The sequence below is a fragment of the Micromonospora matsumotoense genome (genome assembly GCF_900091525.1).
Lineage (GTDB): Bacteria > Actinomycetota > Actinomycetes > Mycobacteriales > Micromonosporaceae > Micromonospora > Micromonospora matsumotoensis.
The window spans coordinates 46,136-65,349 of sequence record NZ_FMCU01000013.1 but is presented as its reverse complement, the minus strand read 5'-3'; the positions used below and the strand labels follow the sequence as shown (position 1 = coordinate 65,349).

Here is a 19,214-nt window from a genome sequence, read left to right as displayed (position 1 = left end):
GCGTCGAGCGTCGGATGTGGAGGTGACGCTCTACGGTGTCGGCCAGCCCGGTCGCCGGGGGGTTGGCCCACGGCCGAACTGCTGACCAGGCAGACAGGCCCCACTCGGACAGGGTTTGCACAGGCTCGGCGAATCGATTCGCCACACCATAGATCTATGTCAATCGGTGTGTCAAATGACGATCGTCAATGAATTAATGCGTGCGGCCTCTGCCGCGGACAGCTGGCACCTGCGGCACGACCTGCGTCAAGCCGCGGGAAAGGCCGGTCACTGTCGCTGTCAGGTCCGATCGCCGGTCCAGGCTGCTTCGAGGATCGCGGTCAGGCTGGCCGTGTCGGTCGGGCCGGGATGGTTCTGGATCAGGCGGGTGACGCCACCGGCCATCTCCGCGAAGCGTGGGAGGTCGGCGCGGGCCACGCCGATGTCCGCCAGGGTGGGCGGGATGCCGATGTCGGCGAGGAGCCCGTCGAGCCAGCTGAGGAACGCCTCGGCGGCCTCGTCGTCCGAGGCGTCGGCCACGTCGAGCCCGCACACCCCGGCGAGGATGGCCAACCGGTCGCCGATGGCAGCCCTGGCCGCGTCCAGCGCATAGGGCAGCAGCAGACCGACGCCCAGGCCGTGCGGCGTGTGCGTGGCCGCGCCGATGGGGTACTGGAGAGCGTGCGGGGCCGCGTTGCCCGCGTGGGAGAAGGCGAGCCCGGCGAGCACGGCCCCGTAGGACATGTCCGCCCGCGCCTGCGTGTCCCCGCCGTCCCTGACGGCACGACGCAGGCTCCGGGCGATCCGCTCCGCGGCCCGGAGCGCGTAGTGGTCGGTGACCGGGTTGCGGCCGAGGAACACCTGCTCCACCGGGTCGCGCGGTCCGTGGGGCCGGGGTCGCGCGGTGTAGCTCTCCACCGCGTGACAGAACGCGTCGATGCCGGAGTGGGCGGTGACGGTCGCCGGGCAGGTGTAGGTGAGTTCGGGGTCGACGATGGCGAAGTCGGGCACGATGTGGACGCTGGAGACCCCCACCTTCAGCGCGCGGTCCGGGTCGGTCAGCACCGACACGGGGGTCAGCTCGGAGCCGGTGCCCGACGTCGTGGGGACCGCGATGAGAGGGATCGTCGGTCCCGGCACCCGCGACTCGCCGTAGAAGTCGCGCGGCGTCCCACCGTGCCGCCGGATGACGCCGACGATCTTGGCGAGGTCGATCACCGTGCCGCCCCCGATGGCGAGGATCACGTCGGCGTCCACCGCGGCGGCCGCCGAGACGGCCAGCTCGACATCGGTGAGTGGCACGTCCGGGGTCGCGTCGGAGAACACCTCGACGACCTCGACCCGCTCCCGCACGGCGGCCACGATCCCGGCCACGCCCGGCTGCCCGAGCAGGACCCGGTCGGTCACGATGAGGACCCGCGAGCCACTCTCGGCCACCACCCGGGGGATGTTCTGCGCGACCCCTTCGCCCACTATCAGTTGGCGCGGTCCGCGGACGGTCTCAAGCATGTCGGTGCCTCTCCGGAGCGTCGGCGGCGGTGTGCGGGGCGGACGGCCAGGTCACCTGCGAGACCCCGACGGCGTCGGCAAGGTCGGCCGCCCGGGCGGCGTGGACGCCTGCCGGGCGGAGACCGGGCAGGTCAGGTGGGCACAGGGCGCGGTGATCCCCGGCGGACGCCCGCAGCGGCAGGCCGGTCACGGTAGGTCGATCGCCGCGTAGGTGAGGTCGAGGTACTCCAGGATGCCCTCGTGCGACCCCTCCTTGCCGATGCCGGACTGCTTCACGCCGCCGAACGGGGCCGACGGGTCCGATATCAGGCCACGGTTGATGCCGATCATCCCGGTGTCCAGCCCCTCGGCGAACCGCAGCGCCCGCTGCAGGTCACGGGTGAAGACGTACCCGACCAGGCCGTGCTCGGTGTCGTTGGCCTTCGCCAGCACCTCGTCGTCGGACGTGAACGAGATGACCGGCGCCACCGGGCCGAAGATCTCCGCCCCCAGCATCCGTGCATCGTCGGGCACGTCGACGAGGACCGTGGGCGGGTAGAAGTGGCCCGGCCCGGCCGGACGCTCGCCGCCCACCAGGACCCGGGCGCCGCGCGCGACCGCATCGGCGACCAACTCGTCGATCCTGGTGACCGAGGCGTCGTCGATCAACGCCCCGACGTCCACACCGTCGTCGAGACCGGGGCCCACCGAGAGCGCACCCATCCGCGCGGTGAAACGCGCGACGAACTCCTCGCGTATCGGCTCCTCGACGTAGATCCGATTGGCCGCGATGCAGGACTCCCCGATGTTGCGCATCTTGGCCACCATGGCGCCGTCGAGCGCGACGTCCAGGTCGGCGTCCGCACACACGATCAGGGCCGCGTTGCCGCCCAGTTCCATCGAGGTACGCAGCACGTTGTCCGCAGCCTGTCGCAGCAGTACCCGCCCGACCTCGGTCGACCCGGTGAACGACAGCTTGCGGGTCCGGGTGTCGGCGAGCAGCGCCGAGACCACCTCGCCGGAGCGCCTGGTGGTCACCACGTTGACGACGCCCGGGGGTACGCCGACCTCCTCCATGATGCGGGCCAGCAGCAGCATGGTGAGGGGGGTCTGGCCGGCCGGCTTGGTGACCGTCGTGCAGCCCGCGGCCAGCGCGGGAGCGATCTTGCGGGCGCCCATGGCCAACGGAAAGTTCCAGGGCGTCACGAAGACGCACGGTCCGACCGGCTTCGGCACGGTGAGGATGCGGTATCCACCCGCGGGAGCGGTGCCGTAGCGCCCCTCGACGCGTACCGCCTCCTCGGCGAACCAACGGAAGAACTCGGCGCCGTAGGCCACCTCTGCCCGCGCCTCGGCGAGCGGCTTGCCCATCTCCAGCGTTATCAGCCGGGCGATCTCCTCGGACCGCCCGGTCAGGGCCCGGTACGTCGCGGTCAACAGCTCTGACCGTTTCCGCGGCGGGGTCGCCGCCCAGTCCGCCATCGCCCTGCTCGCCGCGTCCAGAGCGGCGAGCCCGTCGACGACGCCGGCGTCCGCCACCTCGGCGATGGTCTTACCGGTGGCGGGGTCCTCGACGGCGAAGGTGGCGCCGCTCGCGGCGTCACGCCAGGCGTCGCCGATCCGCAGCCGCCGGTGCTCCGGGGCCAGGACGTCCATCGGGTCACTCATTGCGTCGCCTCCTGTGATCGTCGTGGTGATGTCCGGCGTGCCTCGGCGATCGCACGGCGCGCGGGCAAGGAAGGGTCATCCGTCCTCACCGGTGGCGGCCCGCCGAGGCGCGATGGCCGCGCTGGCGCATGGTGCCGTCGCCACCCGGCGCGGCTACCGCCCGGCCCCGGACAGCGACAGCCCGGTGTCCGCATCGAACAGGTGCGCACGGTCCAGGTCGACCGTGACCCGCAGCCGCTCGCCCGGCGTGCCGACGACGGTGGGTCGTGCCTTGACCTTGAGGATCTCCGTCCCCACCCGGACGTCGACCACCGTCCGGTCACCGAGCGGCTCCAGCCCGTAGAGCTCTCCCGCCAACGACGCGTCCCCACGCTGCTCGACGGACAGGTCCTCCGCACGCAGGCCCAGTAGCAGCGCACGACCGTCCTGCGCCGTCGCCCAGCGGGGCCGGGGCAGCGTCCAGCCTGCCGCACCGACCAGACGATCCCCCTCGGCGCGGCAGGCGAGCAGGCTGATCGGCGGGCTCCCGACGAATCCCGCGACCCACCGGTTGGCGGGACGCTCGTACACCTCGGTCGGCGTGCCCACCTGTTGCACCTTCCCCTCCCGGAGGACCGCGACCTGGTCGGCCATCGACAGCGCCTCGACCTGGTCGTTGGTCACGTAGACGAAGGTCGCTCCGAGGCTGCGGTGGATGCGGGTGAGCTCGGTGCGCATCTCGACGCGGAGCTTGAGGTCGAGGTTCGTCAGCGGCTCGTCCATGAGGAACGCGCGCGGACTGCGGACCAGCGCCCGGGCCAGGGCGACCCGCTGCATCTCCCCGCCGGACAACTGCGCGGGACGACGCTGCAGCAGACGTTCGATGTGCAGCAGGCGCGACATCCGCTCGACGGCAGCGGCGATCTCGCGCGATGAACAGCGGCGTGCCCGCAGCGGCGACGCGATGTTCTCGAACACGGTGTGTCGCGGATAGAGGGCGTAGTTCTGGAAGACCATGGCCAGGTCGCGGGCGGCCGGGGCGTCCCCGGTGGCGTCCTTGCCGTCCAGGTGCACCGACCCGGAGTCCAGCTTGTCGAGGCCGGCGATCGCGCGCAGGGTCGTCGTCTTGCCCGCCCCGGAGGGCCCGAGCACCACGAAGAACGCGCCGTCCGGCACGTCCAGCGTCACCCCGTCCAGGGCCTGGACCTTGCCGAAGGACTTGCACAGCCCCTGCACCGCAACGGTTCCCATCAGGCCACCAGCTCTTCCGTGCTCACGTCGTAGACCGCCGGGGTCCCGCCGGTGTGCCGTAGCCCGACCGGTGCGTCAGCGGCGAACCGGACGGTCGGTGGCATCCGCACCCGTACGTCCTGCTGGCCGCCGTGGTCGACCACGTAGATGATCTCGTCGCCCAGCCACTCCGCCGAGACCACGCGGGCCGGAACCGACCGTTCCGCCTCCGGTGCGGTGACCTCCAGCGCCTCCGGCCGCACGCCGGCGACCAGGCGACGGTCGCGCGGCAGTCCCGGCGGTGGCGTGAGGGTCAGTCCGCCCTTGCCGCGCAGCGTCCCGTCGGCCACCTCCACCTCGATGAGGTTCATCGGCGGGGAGCCGATGAACGCGGCGCAGAAGAGACTCGCCGGCCGGTCGTACACCTGAAGCGGCGTGCCGATCTGCTCCACGCGGCCCTTGTGGAGGATGGCGATCCGGTGACCGAGCGACATCGCCTCGACCTGGTCGTGGGTGACGTAGACCATCGTGGCGCCCAGTTCGCCCTGCAGGTGCTTGATCTCCGTGCGCATGTCCGCCCTCAGCTCCGCATCCAGGTTGGTGAGAGGTTCGTCCATGAGGAATGCGCGCGGTCGTCGCACCAGGGCGCGCGCGAGCGCGACCCGCTGCTGCTCCCCGCCGGACAGCTGACGCGGTCGCCGGTCCAGCAGCGGACCGAGTCGCATCAACCGGGCCGCCTCCTCGACCCGCGCGTGCACCTCCGGCTTGGGCAGTCCCTCGGCCCGCAGCGGGAACGCCAGGTTGTCGCGGGTCCGCAGATGCGGGTAGAGCGCATAGAACTGGAACACCATGGCGATGTCGCGCTCGGCGGGCGGCAGGTCGTTGACGAGCGTGTCGCCGATGCGGATGTCGCCCGACGTCTGCCTCTCCAGGCCGGCGATGGCCCGCAGCGTGGTCGTCTTGCCGCAACCCGAAGGGCCGAGCATCACGAACAGTTCGCCGTCGCCGATGGACAGGTCCACGTGGTCGACCGCGACCGTCCCGTCCGGGTAGCGCTTGTGCAGCGCGGTCACTTCGATGCCCGCCATCAGCGTCGCACCGCCCCGAGCGTCACACCGGCGACGAGGTGCCGACGCACCAGGTAGGCGAAGACGAGCACCGGCAGGGCGAACACCACCGAGGCGGCGGCCACCAGACCCCAGTCCACGGTGGTGCCACCGATCAGGCCGGCGATGGCCGGTGGGGCCGTCCGCACGCTGTCGCTGGAGGTGAGGAAGATGGCGAACACGAACTCGTTCCACGAGAAGATGAGCGCGAAGACCGCCGTCGCGGCGATGCCGGGCACGAGCAGGGGCAGGGTGAACTTCCAGAACGCCTGCAGACGGGTGTAGCCGTCGAGCATGGCGGCATCCTCGTACTCCGCGGGCACCTCGTCGACGAACCCCTTCATCATCCAGATCGTGAACGGGACGTTGAACGCGGCGTAGATGAGGATCAGGCCGAGCTTGGTGTCGATGAGTCCGACCTGGCGGTACATGAGGAAGATCGGCACCACGACCACCACGGGCGGCATGAAGCGGGTGGACAGGATGAAGAACAACTGGTCCTTCTTGGCCCTCAGCGTGAAGCGCGAGTAGGCCCAGGCCGCCGGGACCCCCAGCACGGTGGCCAGCACCGTGGAGACCCCGGCGACCACCACCGAGTTGAGGAACGCGACGGACAGCGCCGAACGACCGCCGTCGCCGGCGACGAAGACATCCTTGAAATGGTCCAGGGTGACCGTGAAGCCGATGAACTCCGCAGGGATGGCGTAGACGTCGCGGTTCTCCTTGATGGACGTCTCGATCATCCAGAGCACCGGAAAGAGCATCACGACGGCCAGCACGGTCAGCAGCACGACCTCCAGCAGCGACCGGCCCCGGCCCCGGCCGCCGCGGCGACGCACGCGGGGCGGGCGGTCCCGGGCGGGACCCGCGGCCACGGCCTTGTCGACGGAGACGGCCATCAGCCCTCCTTGAGCTTGTTCAGGTAGCGCAGGTAGAGCTGCGTGAGGACGATGACGACGAGGACCATGAGGATGCCGTACGCCGAGGCGGTGCCGGTGTTGAAGCCCAGGAACGCGACCTTGTAGACGTGGAACGACAACGTCTCGGTGGAGACACCCGGACCACCGCTGGTGAGGATGTAGACGAGGTCGAACAGCCGGAAGGCCTCGATGGCCCGGAACAACACGGCGATGAGCAGCAGCGGCCACACCAGCGGAAGGGTGATGGTGCGGAACCGGAACCACTCGGACGCCCGGTCGATCGAGGCGGCCTCGTACAGGTACCTGGGCACCGCGGTGAGGCCCGCGAGGGCGATGAGCATGATGAACGGCGTCCATTGCCAGGTGTCGACCATGATCAGGGAAACCAGTGCCGTCCGCTGCCGGGTGAGCCACTCCACCTGCCCCAGGCCGAGCGAGCCGAGCATGCTGTTGATCACGCCGAACTGCGCGTCGAGCATGAACCGCCAGAACAGCCCGACCACGACCGGCGACAGCATCATCGGCACCAGGAACAGCGTGGTCAGCAGTCCCCGCCCGTGCGTGCGCCGGGAGATCAGGTAGGCGATGGTGAACCCGAGCACGGTCTGCAGGGTGACCGCGCCGACCACGTAGATCAGCGTGGTCAGGGCCCGCTGGTGGACCTGCGCCGACGTCAGGATGGCGGTGTAGTTCCCGAAGCCGACGAAACGGGCGGGCCCGCCGCGGGTGGCCGAGTAGTCGGTGAACGACAGGTACAACGCCCACAGCAACGGGAACACCGACATGCCGAGCAACAGCAGCAGCGCGGGGGAGATGAAGACCACGGCGAGCCCGCGGTCGCTCAGCCGGCGGCGGGACCGGCCCGGTGCAGGTGGCGTCGCGGACGCCACCTGCCCGGGGCGGTCGGTCGTCGCAGGGGCGGGGTCACTCACAGTCCTCCGCCGCCCTTGCGGTTGCTGGAGTCGAGCACGCCCTGCTGCTCCTTGGCGATGTCGTCGAGCGCTTCCTTCGGCTTCTTCGCACCGTTGAGCGCCGCGTTGACGTTGGTGTTCTCGATGTCGACGAGGCGCGCGTACTCAGGCACGTTCCACATGTCCCGCATCCGGGGCACCGAGTCGGTGTACACCTGGTTGAACGGCCCGGCATTGAGGAACTCGGGCGACTCCAGGGCGTCCGTACGCGAGGGCACGCCACCGGCTGCGGCCCACTTCTTCTGGACATCGGCCCGCTCGAACCACTGCATGAAGTTCAGGGCCTCCGCCTGCTTCGCCGTGGGGGAGTAGGCCGACACGTGCATCCCCATGCCGCCGAGCGGGACCAGATTCGTCTTCTGGCTCGGCAGGGTGGCGAAACCCAGCTTGTCGAGGATCTGCTCCCGGGTGGTGCCGAGCGTCGACTGCTTCGGATCGAGCAGGCCGCCGCTCGCGGCGATCCAGTTGAACGCGATGCAGGACTTGCCCTGGGCGACCGACGCGTTCACCTCGTCGATGAACCAGTTGCCGGAGCCCTTGGCGGTCAGCGGCTTCATCTTGTTGACCAGGACGTCCATCGCCTCATGGCCCGCGGTGTCGTTGAGGACGCCGTCGATCTTGCGGCTCTTGGGGTCCCAGAGGTTGCCGCCGTAGACGCCGTTGACCGTGTTGTAGGTGACGGCCGCGGCGTCGGAGCCGTTGGCCTGGTGGAAGGCCAGCCCGCTGACGCCGGGGTTGTTCGCCTGGCACTTCGCGGCGACCGAGATCATCTCGTCCCAGGTCTGCGGGGGCTTGTCGCCGATCAGGTCCTTGCGGTAGATCATCGTCCAGGTGTCGCCGAGCAGCGGCAGCCCGTACAGGCTGGCGTTCTCGTCGCGCTTGCCGGTCTCCGCCTGGGGGAACTGGCCGTAGGCCGCCAGGAGGTACGGGTCGTAGGCCTTGACGTCGATGTTCTTCTTGACGAAGTCGGTGAGGTCGAGGATGTTGCCGTTCGTCACGGCCTCGCCGATGTGTTGCGAGTCCAGGATCGCGATGTCGAAGTCGGTCTTGCGCGCGGCGAACTGGGTGAACATCGCGTCGTGCCAGTTCGCGTTCGGCACGGTGTTGACCTTGATGGTCGCGTTCGGCCGTTCCTTCTTGTACTCCGCGTTCGCGAAGTCCTCCAGGGCGTGGGCGGGGGGCCAGTCGAACCAGATGAAGCTGAGGGTCAGCGGGTCCTTGGTGAGCTCCGGGATGGTCGCCGGAGCCTTCGGGGCGCTCACCTTCGCGTCGTCGTCCTGGCCGTCGCCGCACGCCACCAGGGTCGTGGCCACCAGCAGCATGGCCGCCGTCGCCAACTGCACCTTTCGGCCAGAAACGGATGTTCGTCCAAGTCGCTTCGGATGCCGCATCGTGGTACCTGCTTTCTGGTGGTGGTGGGGACTTCTAGCGCCTCGCTATGTGCCTCGCCGAGCAGGTGCTGGGTGGTTCAGGCGTGGTGCCGGGCCGGCGCGCGGGCCGACCCGTGGACCGACGTCACAGGCGCGCCGCGACCTGCCGGGCTGTCCTGCCGTCGAGAGGTACGTCGGCCCATCGGTGGCCCGGTGACGAGCCGGGCAGGACGTCGAGCATGCTCATGGAGCTCCAGTTGATCGAGTGGAGCGATGGCAGGCGTTACGGCGACGGTGCAAAGTGACGGGCGTCCGTCACGTTTCCTATACGATCTGGTGGGGGGCGTCAGCATGTCGCAGCGTCGTGACTGATGTCAACAGGTTCCCGAAGGTGCAAGAGAGGACCCCACGTCACGATGGACGACGAAGCGATGGTCGCGCGGGGCCGCAGGGGCGTGCCGGGCGGAACGTCGCCGGGACGAGCTGGCGGCCGGCTTGCCGACGAGGTGTACGACACGCTGCTCGGACAGCTCATGTCGCTACGGATCGAGCCTGGCTCCCGCGTCACGATCGACGTCCTGGCGCGCGAGCTGGGGGTCTCACAGACGCCGATCCGCGACGCGCTGAACCGCATGGAGGCCGAGGGCCTGGTCGTGCGGGTGCCTCATGCCGGCTACCGCATTCCCCCGCAGATCACCCGGCACCGATTCGAGGACATGCTCGAGGTCCGCCTGCTCCTCGAGCCGGCCGCCGCGCGCAGATCCGCGGAACGCGCATCCTCGGCGCAGGTGGCCGGCCTGCGACGAATGCTGGAGGAGATGGCGGAACTGGAGGGGGGCAACGGGCCCACGGCCTACGGCGCCTTCGGGCTACGCGACGCCGCCTTCCATGATCTCGTCGCCCAGAGCGCCGAGAACCAGGTCATCCGGGAGGCGCTCGCCCGCCTGCACAGTCACGTACACCTCTTCCGGCTGCACCACGACGCCCAGGTCACCCACCTGGCCATGGCCGAGCACGAGGAGGTGGTGGCCGGGATCGCCGCGCGTGACCCGGACGCCGCCGCCTACGCGATGCGTCGGCACATCCTGCTCTCCGGCGAACGTTTCCGGCGGTTCTTCGACGAACTCAGGGGCGCGGACGCGATGGCGGTAGAGGCTTGACGGGCGGGCGGGGCACGGGAATGCTAGCCCAATCGGATCGGATTGGATCGCTTCCACCTCACCCACCACCAGACGCGAGGAGAAGCAGGTGCCCAGAGCGCTGCTCCTGACCGGCGACGCCGCCGAGGAACTCGACACCATGTACCCCTACTACCGCGTGCAGGAAGGCGGCTGGGACGTCGACGTCTCGTCACGGACGATGCGTGACGTGCAACTGGTCATCCACGAGTTCGACCCCGACTCCGACGCCTACGTGGAGAAGATCGGCCGGAAGCTGCCGGTCGACGTGCCCTGGGCCGAGGTCGACGTCGAGCGCTACGACGCCCTCATCATCCCCGGGGGACGTGCCCCCGAGTGGATCCGGGCCGACGCCGACGTCAGGCGCATCACCGAGCACTTCTTCGCGCGCAACCTTCCTATCGCGCTGGTCTGCCACGGCGCGCAGGTGCCGGCGGTGTACGGGCTGTTGAAGGGCCGGAAGACGGCGTGCTTTGCCCCCATCACCGGTGACATGGAGAACGCGGGCGCGACGGTCATCGACGCGCCCGACGTCGTGGACGGCAACCTCGTCTCCTGTCGGGGATGGCACGACATGCCGCAGTTCGGCAGGGCGATGATGGAGCTCTTCTCGAAGTCCGTCGATTCATCGTCGAGGTGAGCACACCCGGCCCCGCGCCGGTGACGGCACATCGGACCGTCACCGTCGACGGCTCCCCCGTTCACCTCATGGAGAGCGGCGCGGGGCCCGCGGTGTTGATGCTGCACGGCTCCGGACCCGGCACGACCGGGTCCGGAGCCTGGGCGACCACCGCGCAGGCGTTGGAGACGTCCTGGCACCTGGTGGCGCCCGACCAGGCGGGGTTCGGCCGTACACCTCTCCCGCTGGGCTCCAGGGGCGGACTCCGGCTGTGGACGGAGCAGGCCGCGGGCCTGATGGAGGCCCTCGGTATCGCGCACTACGCCGTGGTGGGTCACTCCATGGGCGGTGCCGTGGCGCTGGCGTTGGCGGCCGCCCGCCCCCAGCAGGTCACCCGGGTCGTGGCGGTCGCGACGATGGGCGCCCCCGGGGCGCCGTTGTCCGCCGACCTCGACGCGCTCTGGGGCGCCCCCGCCGGCCCGATCGGGGCACGGGACATGCTGAGTCGCCTCGTCCTCGACCAGGCGCTCGTGACCGATGCGGCCGTCGACGCCCGCGCGGACGCGATGCGGGCGGGGGAGGCCGCATACGCGTCGTTGTTCCCGCCACCCCGGGCGCGCTGGGTCGACGACCTCACCCTCCCGGCGCAGACGTTGGCCGCGATCCGCGCGCCCGTGCTGCTCGTGCACGGCGTCGACGACCGGGTCACCCCGCTCGCGACGGCGGCCCGGCCCCTGCTCGCACACCTGGCCGATGCCCGTCTGCACGTGCTCGGCCGGTGCGGGCACGTGCCGGCGATCGAGCACCCGCACGAGTTCCGGCAACTGCTGTCGTGCTTCCTGCGCGGGGACCGCGGTCTCTGATCGCAGCGGTGCCCGGGGACGTCGGGTGCGGTGCGCGACTGCCGCAGGTCGATCAACGTCGGCGTCGACCTGGTCGCCGTCCGACCGGACGGCGACACCGAGGTCACCGTGTGGCTGTCACCCACCGCGCCCCGCATGTGGCGGGAGACGCGACGACCCGCGCACCCGGCGGTGGCCGCCGGTCCGGATGCTGCGGTATCCGCGGCCGGCGGCCTTCGACGTCGTCGACCCGGACCTGCCCGATCTGCGGATCGTGACCCGTCCCGGCCGGTCGGCACCGTCCCGGTCGAGGCTGCCTGACCTCATGACGCCCTCACCAGCCCGACGATGGCCATCCGACGCGGCACCCTAATGTCCTAGGATGCTCTTAGAGGTGGAGACGTCTCGCACCAGCGAGCAGTGCGTTCGGCGTGCCGGTGGCCTGGTGACTCAGCTCGGCGGCAGGTCGCTCAGCCGGTGCAGCAGGCGGCTGATCTGGGCGCGTTCGGCCGGGGTGAACCCGCTGAGCAGTTCCTCCTGGGCGTCGTCGACCAGGACGTCCAGCTCCCGCATCCGGGCGGTCCCGGCGGCGGTGATGTGGACGACGTTGCGACGTCGGTCAGCGGGGTCCGGTTCGCGGCGGAGCAGCCCGTCGGCCTCCATCCCGTTGAGCGTGGAGACGGCGTCGCCCCGGTCGATGCCGAGCCGGCGGCACAGTTCCGCCTGACTGGTGCCGCCGAACTCGTCGAGCGCGGCGAGGATGGCGTACCGCATCCGGTCGGCCGGGCGGTCCAGGTGGCGGCCGACGGTCCGGCTGGCGCGGGCCGCAGCGTGGTGGAGCAGCCAACTGGTCAGCCGCCGGAGCCGGGCCGGCGGTGCCCCCGGTGTGAGTTCGGTCCGCTCTGTCACCGGCCCAGTGTACCTAAACGTTGGACATCCAACGATCTTCCGGTATCGTTGGATGTCCAACAATTTCTCTGATCGGGATGATGATGACGGCAGCCAGCGGGAACGCGGGTACGGCCACCGCAACGGGGCGTACCCCCACCACGGCGGTGCCCGCCTCGGTGTGGTGGATCGCGGTCGTCCTCGCCTCGGGCTCGGTGTTGACCGGCCTCGACACCTCACTGGTCAACGTCGGCATCGAGGCCATCGGGCGCGACCTGGGCGCCTCGTTGACCGAGGCGCAGTGGATCAACAGCGGCTACCTGCTGGCGCTCGCCGCGACGCTGCCGGTCTGCGGCTGGCTCAGCCGGCGGATGGGGGCCGGCCGGCTCTGGCTCTGGTCGCTGGTCGGGTTCACCCTCACCTCCGCGTCATGCGCGCTCGCCCGCGGCGCCGAGCTGCTCATCGTCACCCGGGTGCTCCAGGGGCTCACCGGCGGACTGCTCATCCCCGCCGGAATGGCCATCCTCGGTCAGATCGCCGGCCGGGAGCGGATGGGTCGGGTGATCGCTCTCTCCAGCGTTCCGTCGATCCTGGCCCCGGCCTTCGGACCGATCATCGGCGCCCTGCTCATCGACAACTTCTCCTGGCCCTGGATGTTCCTGATCAACGTGCCGATCGGGATCGTCGGACTGCTGCTGGCCCTGCGGGTGGTTCCGCGCGGCGAGGCAGGTCACGCCGGCCGGCTCGACCTGCCGGCCCTGCTGCTGGTCGCCCTCGGACTGCCGCTGCTCACCTACGCCGTCACCGCGGCGATGGACCGCGGCGGGCTGCTCGCGCCGGCGGTGCTGGTGCCACTGGTGGCCGCGCTGGTCGCGTTGGCGCTCTTCGTCCACCGGTCGTTGCGCGCCGACGAGCCGCTGATGGACCTACGCCTGGCCCGGGACCCGGTCTACGCCGCCGCCGCGGGCACCATCGTCTTCTCCGGCGCTGCCCTGTTCAGCGGGCTGATCGTGATGCCGCTCTACTTCCAGGTCGGGATGGGGCGGGGCATCATCGACACCGGGCTGCTGCTGATGGCGTTCAGCCTCGCCGCTGCGGTGACGTTTCCCGTCGCCGGCCGGCTGACCGACGTCCACGGTGGCGGCGTCGTGGCCCTGATCGGCCTGGTGGTCGTCGTGGTCGGCACGATTCCGATGGCGCTGCTGCCGGCCGACCCCGACCTCGTCCTCGTCGAGGCCCTCCAGGTCGTCCGGGGCGTCGGTCTGGCGCTGGCCGGCTCACCCGCCGTCTCGGCCGCGTTGGCCCGGGTGCGGTCCCACCAGATGCCGGACGCCAGTTCGCAGGTGAACACCCTGTCCCGGGTCGGCGGTGCAATCGGCAGTGCCCTGTGCGTGGTGGTGCTCTCCGGCGCGCTGGCGGACGCCGGTTCCGACGCCGAGGTCGCCGCGGCCTTCCGGGTCACCTTCCGGTGGTTGACCGGGATGGCGGCGGTCGCCCTCGTCCTCGCCACCTGGCTGACCCGCGCGCAGCGACGCGCCCGACGTGTGGAGGCCCGGTGACCGGGACGCCACCGAACACATTCCATCGATCAGGAGGTCATGTCATGCGTATCGCCGTCATCATCGGCAGCACCCGACCGGGACGACGGGGCGAGGCGGTGGCCCGGTGGGTCCAGACGCTGGCCGCCCAGCGGGGCGACGCGGTCTACGAGATCGTCGACCTGGCCGACCACGACCTGCCGCACCTCGACGAGCCGGTCCCGGCTGCGATGGGCGCCGAGCACTACACCGGCGAGCACACCCGCCGCTGGGCCGAGACCATCGCGTCGTACGACGGGTTCGTCTTCGTCACCCCGGAATACAACCACTCCTACACCGCCGTGCTGAAGAACGCGATCGACTACCTCTACACCGAGTGGCACAACAAGTCGGCGGGTTTTGTCGGCTACGGCCTCAATGGTGGCACCCGCGCCGTGGAGCACCTGCGGGTGGTGCTGGCCGAACTGCACGTCGCCGACGTCCGCGACCAGGTCTGTCTCAACTACTTCACCGAGTTCGGCGCGGGCGGCGAGGTGCTGCCGGCCGAGCACCAGGAGGACATCCTGCGCCGGATGCTCGACCAGGTGGTGGCCTGGGGCGGTGCCCTGGCCACCCTGCGCCAGCCGTGACCGGCCGTCGGCGGCACACCCGAAACCCCTGTCGACGCGTACGGCGGCCGCTAGCCGAGAACCAACTGTCCGAGTTCCTGGGTGCACCGGGTGAGCGCGACGTAGAGGCCGTTCCAGCCGCGCGGCGCGGCGGCGATGCCCTGGGGGTCGACGAGGAGCGCCGCATCCCATTCCAGTCCCTTGGACTGGGTCGCGGTGAGCACCGGCACGTCGGCCAGTACGGAGCGGAGTTCGGCGATGCGGTCGGCGGGGGCGATGACGCCCACCGTGCCACCGTGCCACCGTTGCCGTAGCTGTCGCACCAGCCGGGCGGTGGTGTCGGCAAGCTCCGCAGGTGCGACGGTGAGCACCCAGGGGGCGATGCCGCAGGAGCGCACCGCCCGTGGTGGGGTGTTGTGGCTTCCGGCCTTCCTCAGGACGGGTCCGGTGAGGTCCATGACCTCCCGCGGGGTCCGGTAGCAGATGGTCAGTTCCGCAGCGGTCCAGCGGTCTCCGAAAGCTGCCTGCACCGCTTGTGCCCAGGTGGTGTGCCGGTGCGCCGCCTCCGCCTGGTCGATGTCGCCGACCGCGGTGATGGAGCGACCGGGGCACCGTCGCAGGACCATCTGCCACTGCATCTCGGACAGTTCCTGCGCCTCGTCGATGACGACGTGGCCGTACACCCAGCCGCGCTGCCGGCGGGCGTGGTCGGCGACGAACTCGCCCTGTGGTGGCGGGGCCTCGATCTCGCCCAGCAGGTCGGCGAGGGCGTCGAGCAGGGGGATGTCGCTCGGTGCCCAGGGTGCCGGCTCGGCCGAGACGGCGGCGATCTCCGCCGTGGACAACTGGGGTGCGAAACGGGCCAACCGGGCGCGGTCGGTCAGGAGATCACCCAGGAGGCTCCCGGTGTCGAGGGTGGGCCACCATGACTCGACGAAGCGGGCGATGGTCGCGTTCTCCGCGATCCGACGGCGAAGGTCCTCCACCTCCTCCTCGGAGAGCAGTCCGTCGATGTCACTGCCGGTGGGTCCGCCGGGCTGATGGTCGCGCTGCACGCTCCTGTCGACGCGGGCGAGGATGTCCTCGAAGCCCTCCTCCATCTCGTGCATCAGCGCCTCGCGCTGCGCGACGACGGCTTCGGCCAGGAGGTGGTGCAGCTGCTCGGCGAACGCCTCGCGGGCCCGGTGGTACGGGCGTCCCTGCACCGAGGCGAGCGCCTGTGCCACTGCCGTGGCGGGGATGACGTGGAACTCGCCTTCCCAGCGCAGTCTCAGCGCGCGGGGCCGGGGGAGCAGCGCGGTGACGTAGCTCTCGAGCGCGGCCTGCCAGAGGGCGCGGCCCTTGATCTCGGCGAGATTCCGGCTCTCGCCGCGGCCCACGTGGATGTCGGGCAGCAGGGTGTCGCAGGTCGCCGAGACGACGGCGGTCTCACCGAGCGCGGGCAGCACCTGGGCGATGTACCGGAGGAACCGTGGGGAGGGGCCGAGGACCAGGACCGCCTGGTCGGCGATCGCCGAGTGGGTGAACAGCAGATAGGCGACGCGGTGCAGGGCCACCACGGTCTTGCCGGTGCCGGGACCGCCCTGCACGATCAGTGGTCCGGTCGCGTCCGCCCGGATGACGTCGTCCTGCTCGCGTTGCAGCGTCGAGACCGCAGTCGACATGCGACCGGTACGCCGCTGGTCGAGGGCGGCCAGCAGAGCCCCCGCACCGACGAGTTCCGTGGCGGCGCCCGCCTCCAGCGGCTCGTCGTCCACGCCGTCGACCACCGGTCCCGTCGTGTGGATGTGCCGCCGTCGGGCCTGACCTTGCGGGTCGACGGCCGTCGCGGTGTAGAACGGCCGGGCCGCGGGAGCGCGCCAGTCCAGCAGCAGCGGCCCACCGTCCTCGTCGTCGGTGCGCAGGCCGACCCGGCCCACGTGCCGCACGGTGCCGTCGAGACCGTCGAGGCGGCCGAAGACCAGCCTCTCCTGCGCGCGCAGTAGCTCCTCGTACCGCCGGCGGAGCAGGCGCAGCCGCGCCCGTTCCCACTCCTCCAGGGCACCCGAGGAAAGCTCGGCCTGTAGGTGGTCGACAAGCCGGTCACGGCGGGCCATGACCGAGTCGAGAAACTCCTGCTCCTCGGCAACCGCGGATCGCCGCGCGACGTCCGCTGCGTGGGAGATTGGCGCTGCGCCGTGGAGAATTGCCGGGCTGACGTCGGCGATGCCATTGTCCAGAGCAGATTTCCGGCGCATTCCCAGATCCTCGTCCTGGTGTTTTCCTGCCACCCGACCGGGCCACAGGTATTCCGGTGGCAAGCATAGAGTCGGCGTCTCCTCATCGTGCCGAAACCTGGTCGGCGGAGATGAGCATCTCAATACCTTGCGGCCCCTTGCCGCTCGTGGCCTCACCCCATCTTGATTCAGCAGTGAGCACCTCTTGATACTGCAACGGCACCCAGCTGACTGGCCCGTGTCGGTGGGTGAGCTGGTGGCGTCGGGCGGGCCGGGTAGTCGATCATCGCGTCCTCGGTGGCTCTGTCTCCCCTGCTGATGGCCGGGGTTCCGGCGACGAAGAGCCATGCGTGGGCGGCCATCGACAAGGTGGTATGGCACCCCAGGTCAGCCAGTCACGGGCCTGATATTGATCCAGGCCAGTCCATTTCTTGACTTTGTTGGAGCACTTTCGACTGCCGGCCGGTTTCCGGCCATGCGAGTTCAAGTCCCCTCGGACGAGCCGTATTACGTGACACATGTGGGCTTGCCCGAGCGGGCGGCGGGAGTGAACTACCGCCCTGGATGAGGGTGGGCGGGGCTCCGTCGGCTACAGGTCGTTGCGGGCCTTCTCGGCCTTTCTTCGCCGCCGATGGTCTCGTCTTCCCCGACACCCGCAGTCGATGCCGTACTTCTCGCCATCACGGTTGCCTCCCGGCAGGTCGGCGGAGGCGCGGGAGGTGTAGCCGTTGGCCGGCCGAGCAGATCGTTCGGGTCGGTGTCCTCGCTCTGCACCCGCGCCACCGGTGAGGCAGATGCATGCCCCGGTCAGCCTGATGCAGGCGCGTGCAGGGGCAGCGGTGCAGTCGTTGCCGGGAATCGGTGTCGCATAACCGACAGGTCCGGCTGGATTGGCCGGGCTCCGCGGTTCTGGCCGCGGTGCCCGGCCTGCTCCTGGTCGTGGGTGGGCCGGCCCGTGCTGTCTGCGTTGTGCGGTCAGACCTCGATCTCCACGCCCTCGTCAATCCGGACGTTCTTGAGCATGAGACTGAAAACGAGCGCCAGAACCATCAACGGGATCGTCCAGATGAAGACGCTCCGGATCGTGTCGGCGAAGGCCGACTCCACTGCGACGCGCAGTTCGACAGGGAGCGCTTGCAGGTCGACCGGGGAGATCGAGCCATCCGAGGGGATCCGCGCCGCGGTGTCGGCTGGCAACCGGTGCGAGAGTTCGGTGCTGAGCCGGCTACTGAACAACGCCGCCAGTGCGGCGAAGCCGAGCGAACCGCCGATACGCTGGGAGAACGCGCCGGTCGCTGTAGCGCTGCCCATGTCCCGCTCCGGCGCGGTGGCCTGAATGGCGACCATCAGTGGCTGCATGCAGAGCCCGACGACGAGCCCGAAGACCACCATGTACGTGATCACCAGCCACAGGCTCGTGTGTGGGGTCATCGTGGCGAACAGCAGCAGTGACGGCACGGCTAGGGCGCTGCCGAGCACCGGTGACCACTTGTACCGCCGCCATTTGGTGATCAGATTGCCGCCGACAATTGACACCACCATCAACCCGAACACCATCGGCAATTGGAGCAAACCGGAGTTAAAGGCGTTGATGCCCATGGCAAGCTGGATGAACATCGGCACGAACGCGCCGATGACGGTGATCCAGGTATGCACCATCACGTTGGCCAGACAGGCAAAGGTGATCGACGGAATGCGGAACAACCGTGGTGGCATGATCGGTTCGGGTGCCCGCAGTTCGCGCAGCACGAACAACACCACCAGCACGATCCCGGCGGCCGCCAGGGCGAGAATGATCGGGGAGGACCAGGCGTCCTGGACGCCACCCCGGGACGTGAGCAGCGTGATGTCGGCGATCAACGCCGCAAGGAGGATGAAGCCCAGGTAGTCGATGGGCATCGTGGACTTCTTCGGCGGGAGTTTCAGCTCCCGGATGATGGCGGCCAGCGCGATCAGACCCAGCGGCAGGTTGATGTAGAAGATCCAACGCCAGGAGAGCTGGTCGGTCAGGACACCGCCGAGCAGTGGGCCGGCGATGGCGCCGACGCCGAGCACGGCGCCGAACATGCCCATGAACCTGCCCCGTTCGCGCAGCGGGACGATCTCCGCGACGACCGTCATGGTCAGCACCGAGAGGCCGCCGGCTCCCACTCCCTGTACGGCACGGAACGCGACCAGCTGCACCATCGATTGTGCCATGCCTGACAGCGCCGAGCCGATGAGGAACGCGCTGATCGCGAAGATATACAACCGGCGCGTGCCGTAGAGGTCGGCGAGTTTTCCGTACAGCGGCGTGGTCACGCCCGCCACGATGATGTAGATGGTGAACAGCAGGGAAAGGTATTGAACACCCTCGAGTTGTCCCACAATCGTCGGTGCGGCGGTCGACACGATGGTCAGATCGAGTGAACCGAGCGCGGAACAGATCATCATCGCGATGACGACGATGCGCATCGAGTTGCGGCCCAGCGGCCCCTCTCGCGGCGGTGCGTCAACTATCTCAGGGTCAGGGGTCGCCATCACTGTCTCCTTGGAGATAGAGGCCGCCACGAGCCGCTGCAGGATATCCCGAGTTCCCGTCGAACCCCAGTCGGCACACTCCCGACGGATTCCT

At 69.8% G+C, this 19,214-nt stretch carries 15 protein-coding genes; 5 read left to right on the top strand and 10 right to left on the bottom strand.

From position 1 onward, the window contains the following. Window positions 1-279: 279 nt before the first annotated feature. The 7 genes from GA0070216_RS23035 to GA0070216_RS23000 all read right to left on the bottom strand — a co-directional run bounded on the left by GA0070216_RS23035 (window position 280) and on the right by GA0070216_RS23000 (window position 8,684). Entirely contained in the window at window positions 280-1,488 is a 1,209-nt protein-coding gene (locus tag GA0070216_RS23035) for an iron-containing alcohol dehydrogenase (RefSeq protein WP_091250026.1), read from the bottom strand. 186 nt (window positions 1,489-1,674) lie between these two features. Continuing rightward, window positions 1,675-3,135, bottom strand: coding sequence for an NAD-dependent succinate-semialdehyde dehydrogenase (locus tag GA0070216_RS23025; RefSeq protein ID WP_091250021.1), 1,461 nt, complete (start codon window positions 3,133-3,135; stop codon window positions 1,675-1,677). A gap of 153 nt (window positions 3,136-3,288) precedes the next feature. Then, the gene (locus GA0070216_RS23020) at window positions 3,289-4,365 is read right to left on the bottom strand and encodes an ABC transporter ATP-binding protein (protein WP_091250018.1); all 1,077 of its coding nucleotides are present in this window, start codon (window positions 4,363-4,365) and stop codon (window positions 3,289-3,291) included. Then, window positions 4,365-5,432 (bottom strand): ABC transporter ATP-binding protein, encoded by a 1,068-nt coding sequence (locus tag GA0070216_RS23015; protein WP_091250015.1) that lies wholly within the window; start codon window positions 5,430-5,432, stop codon window positions 4,365-4,367. Before GA0070216_RS23015 ends, GA0070216_RS23020 begins: the two co-directional genes overlap by 1 nt. Continuing rightward, on the bottom strand, window positions 5,432-6,349 hold the full coding sequence (locus GA0070216_RS23010) for a carbohydrate ABC transporter permease (RefSeq protein ID WP_091250012.1): 918 nt from the start codon (window positions 6,347-6,349) through the stop codon (window positions 5,432-5,434). Before GA0070216_RS23010 ends, GA0070216_RS23015 begins: the two co-directional genes overlap by 1 nt. After that, window positions 6,349-7,302: a carbohydrate ABC transporter permease gene (locus GA0070216_RS23005; protein ID WP_091250009.1), complete on the bottom strand. Its 954-nt coding sequence runs from the start codon at window positions 7,300-7,302 to the stop codon at window positions 6,349-6,351. Before GA0070216_RS23005 ends, GA0070216_RS23010 begins: the two co-directional genes overlap by 1 nt. Continuing rightward, complete coding sequence (locus GA0070216_RS23000; RefSeq protein WP_245722657.1) at window positions 7,299-8,684, bottom strand: extracellular solute-binding protein; 1,386 nt, start codon at window positions 8,682-8,684, stop codon at window positions 7,299-7,301. The genes GA0070216_RS23005 and GA0070216_RS23000 overlap by 4 nt, the downstream gene beginning before the upstream one ends. Window positions 8,685-9,127: 443 nt before the next feature. Between GA0070216_RS23000 and GA0070216_RS22995 the strand changes: the two genes are divergently transcribed. The 3 genes from GA0070216_RS22995 (at window position 9,128) to GA0070216_RS22985 (ending at window position 11,371) form a co-directional block, all read left to right on the top strand. Then, entirely contained in the window at window positions 9,128-9,871 is a 744-nt protein-coding gene (locus GA0070216_RS22995) for a GntR family transcriptional regulator (RefSeq protein ID WP_091250004.1), read from the top strand. A gap of 88 nt (window positions 9,872-9,959) precedes the next feature. Next, window positions 9,960-10,529 carry a DJ-1/PfpI family protein gene (locus tag GA0070216_RS22990; RefSeq protein WP_091250001.1) on the top strand — a complete coding sequence of 190 codons (570 nt, stop codon included), beginning with the start codon at window positions 9,960-9,962 and terminating at the stop codon, window positions 10,527-10,529. Window positions 10,530-10,549: 20 nt separating this feature from the next. Further along, window positions 10,550-11,371 (top strand): alpha/beta fold hydrolase, encoded by an 822-nt coding sequence (locus GA0070216_RS22985; RefSeq protein ID WP_091250264.1) that lies wholly within the window; start codon window positions 10,550-10,552, stop codon window positions 11,369-11,371. 429 nt (window positions 11,372-11,800) lie between these two features. Here GA0070216_RS22985 and GA0070216_RS22980 read toward each other — a convergent pair whose 3' ends face one another. Continuing rightward, a complete protein-coding gene (locus GA0070216_RS22980) occupies window positions 11,801-12,259 on the bottom strand; it encodes a MarR family winged helix-turn-helix transcriptional regulator (RefSeq protein ID WP_091249997.1) in 459 nt (152 codons plus the stop codon). Between the two features lie 77 nt (window positions 12,260-12,336). Between GA0070216_RS22980 and GA0070216_RS22975 the strand changes: the two genes are divergently transcribed. Continuing rightward, a complete protein-coding gene (locus tag GA0070216_RS22975) occupies window positions 12,337-13,797 on the top strand; it encodes a DHA2 family efflux MFS transporter permease subunit (protein ID WP_245722656.1) in 1,461 nt (486 codons plus the stop codon). A gap of 44 nt (window positions 13,798-13,841) precedes the next feature. Beyond that, a complete protein-coding gene (locus tag GA0070216_RS22970) occupies window positions 13,842-14,405 on the top strand; it encodes an NADPH-dependent FMN reductase (protein WP_091249994.1) in 564 nt (187 codons plus the stop codon). Between the two features lie 50 nt (window positions 14,406-14,455). Here GA0070216_RS22970 and GA0070216_RS22965 read toward each other — a convergent pair whose 3' ends face one another. After that, entirely contained in the window at window positions 14,456-16,480 is a 2,025-nt protein-coding gene (locus tag GA0070216_RS22965; protein WP_245722655.1) for a HelD family protein, read from the bottom strand. Window positions 16,481-17,575: 1,095 nt separating this feature from the next. Further along, window positions 17,576-19,120, bottom strand: a complete 1,545-nt coding sequence (locus tag GA0070216_RS22960) for an MDR family MFS transporter (protein WP_091249988.1) — start codon at window positions 19,118-19,120, stop codon at window positions 17,576-17,578. Between the last annotated feature and the right edge of the window lie 94 nt (window positions 19,121-19,214).

What these genes read in the sequence shown, in the direction of transcription:
- GA0070216_RS23035 (WP_091250026.1), bottom strand. Translation starts at nt 1,488, where the DNA reads ATGCTTGAGACCGTCCGCGGACCGCGCCAACTGATAGTGGGCGAAGGG.
- GA0070216_RS23025 (WP_091250021.1), bottom strand. Translation starts at nt 3,135, where the DNA reads ATGAGTGACCCGATGGACGTCCTGGCCCCGGAGCACCGGCGGCTGCGG.
- GA0070216_RS23020 (WP_091250018.1), bottom strand. Translation starts at nt 4,365, where the DNA reads ATGGGAACCGTTGCGGTGCAGGGGCTGTGCAAGTCCTTCGGCAAGGTC.
- GA0070216_RS23015 (WP_091250015.1), bottom strand. Translation starts at nt 5,432, where the DNA reads ATGGCGGGCATCGAAGTGACCGCGCTGCACAAGCGCTACCCGGACGGG.
- GA0070216_RS23010 (WP_091250012.1), bottom strand. Translation starts at nt 6,349, where the DNA reads ATGGCCGTCTCCGTCGACAAGGCCGTGGCCGCGGGTCCCGCCCGGGAC.
- GA0070216_RS22995 (WP_091250004.1), top strand. Translation starts at nt 9,128, where the DNA reads ATGGACGACGAAGCGATGGTCGCGCGGGGCCGCAGGGGCGTGCCGGGC.
- GA0070216_RS22975 (WP_245722656.1), top strand. Translation starts at nt 12,337, where the DNA reads ATGATGATGACGGCAGCCAGCGGGAACGCGGGTACGGCCACCGCAACG.
- GA0070216_RS22970 (WP_091249994.1), top strand. Translation starts at nt 13,842, where the DNA reads ATGCGTATCGCCGTCATCATCGGCAGCACCCGACCGGGACGACGGGGC.
- GA0070216_RS22965 (WP_245722655.1), bottom strand. Translation starts at nt 16,480, where the DNA reads ATGGCCCGCCGTGACCGGCTTGTCGACCACCTACAGGCCGAGCTTTCC.
- GA0070216_RS22960 (WP_091249988.1), bottom strand. Translation starts at nt 19,120, where the DNA reads ATGGCGACCCCTGACCCTGAGATAGTTGACGCACCGCCGCGAGAGGGG.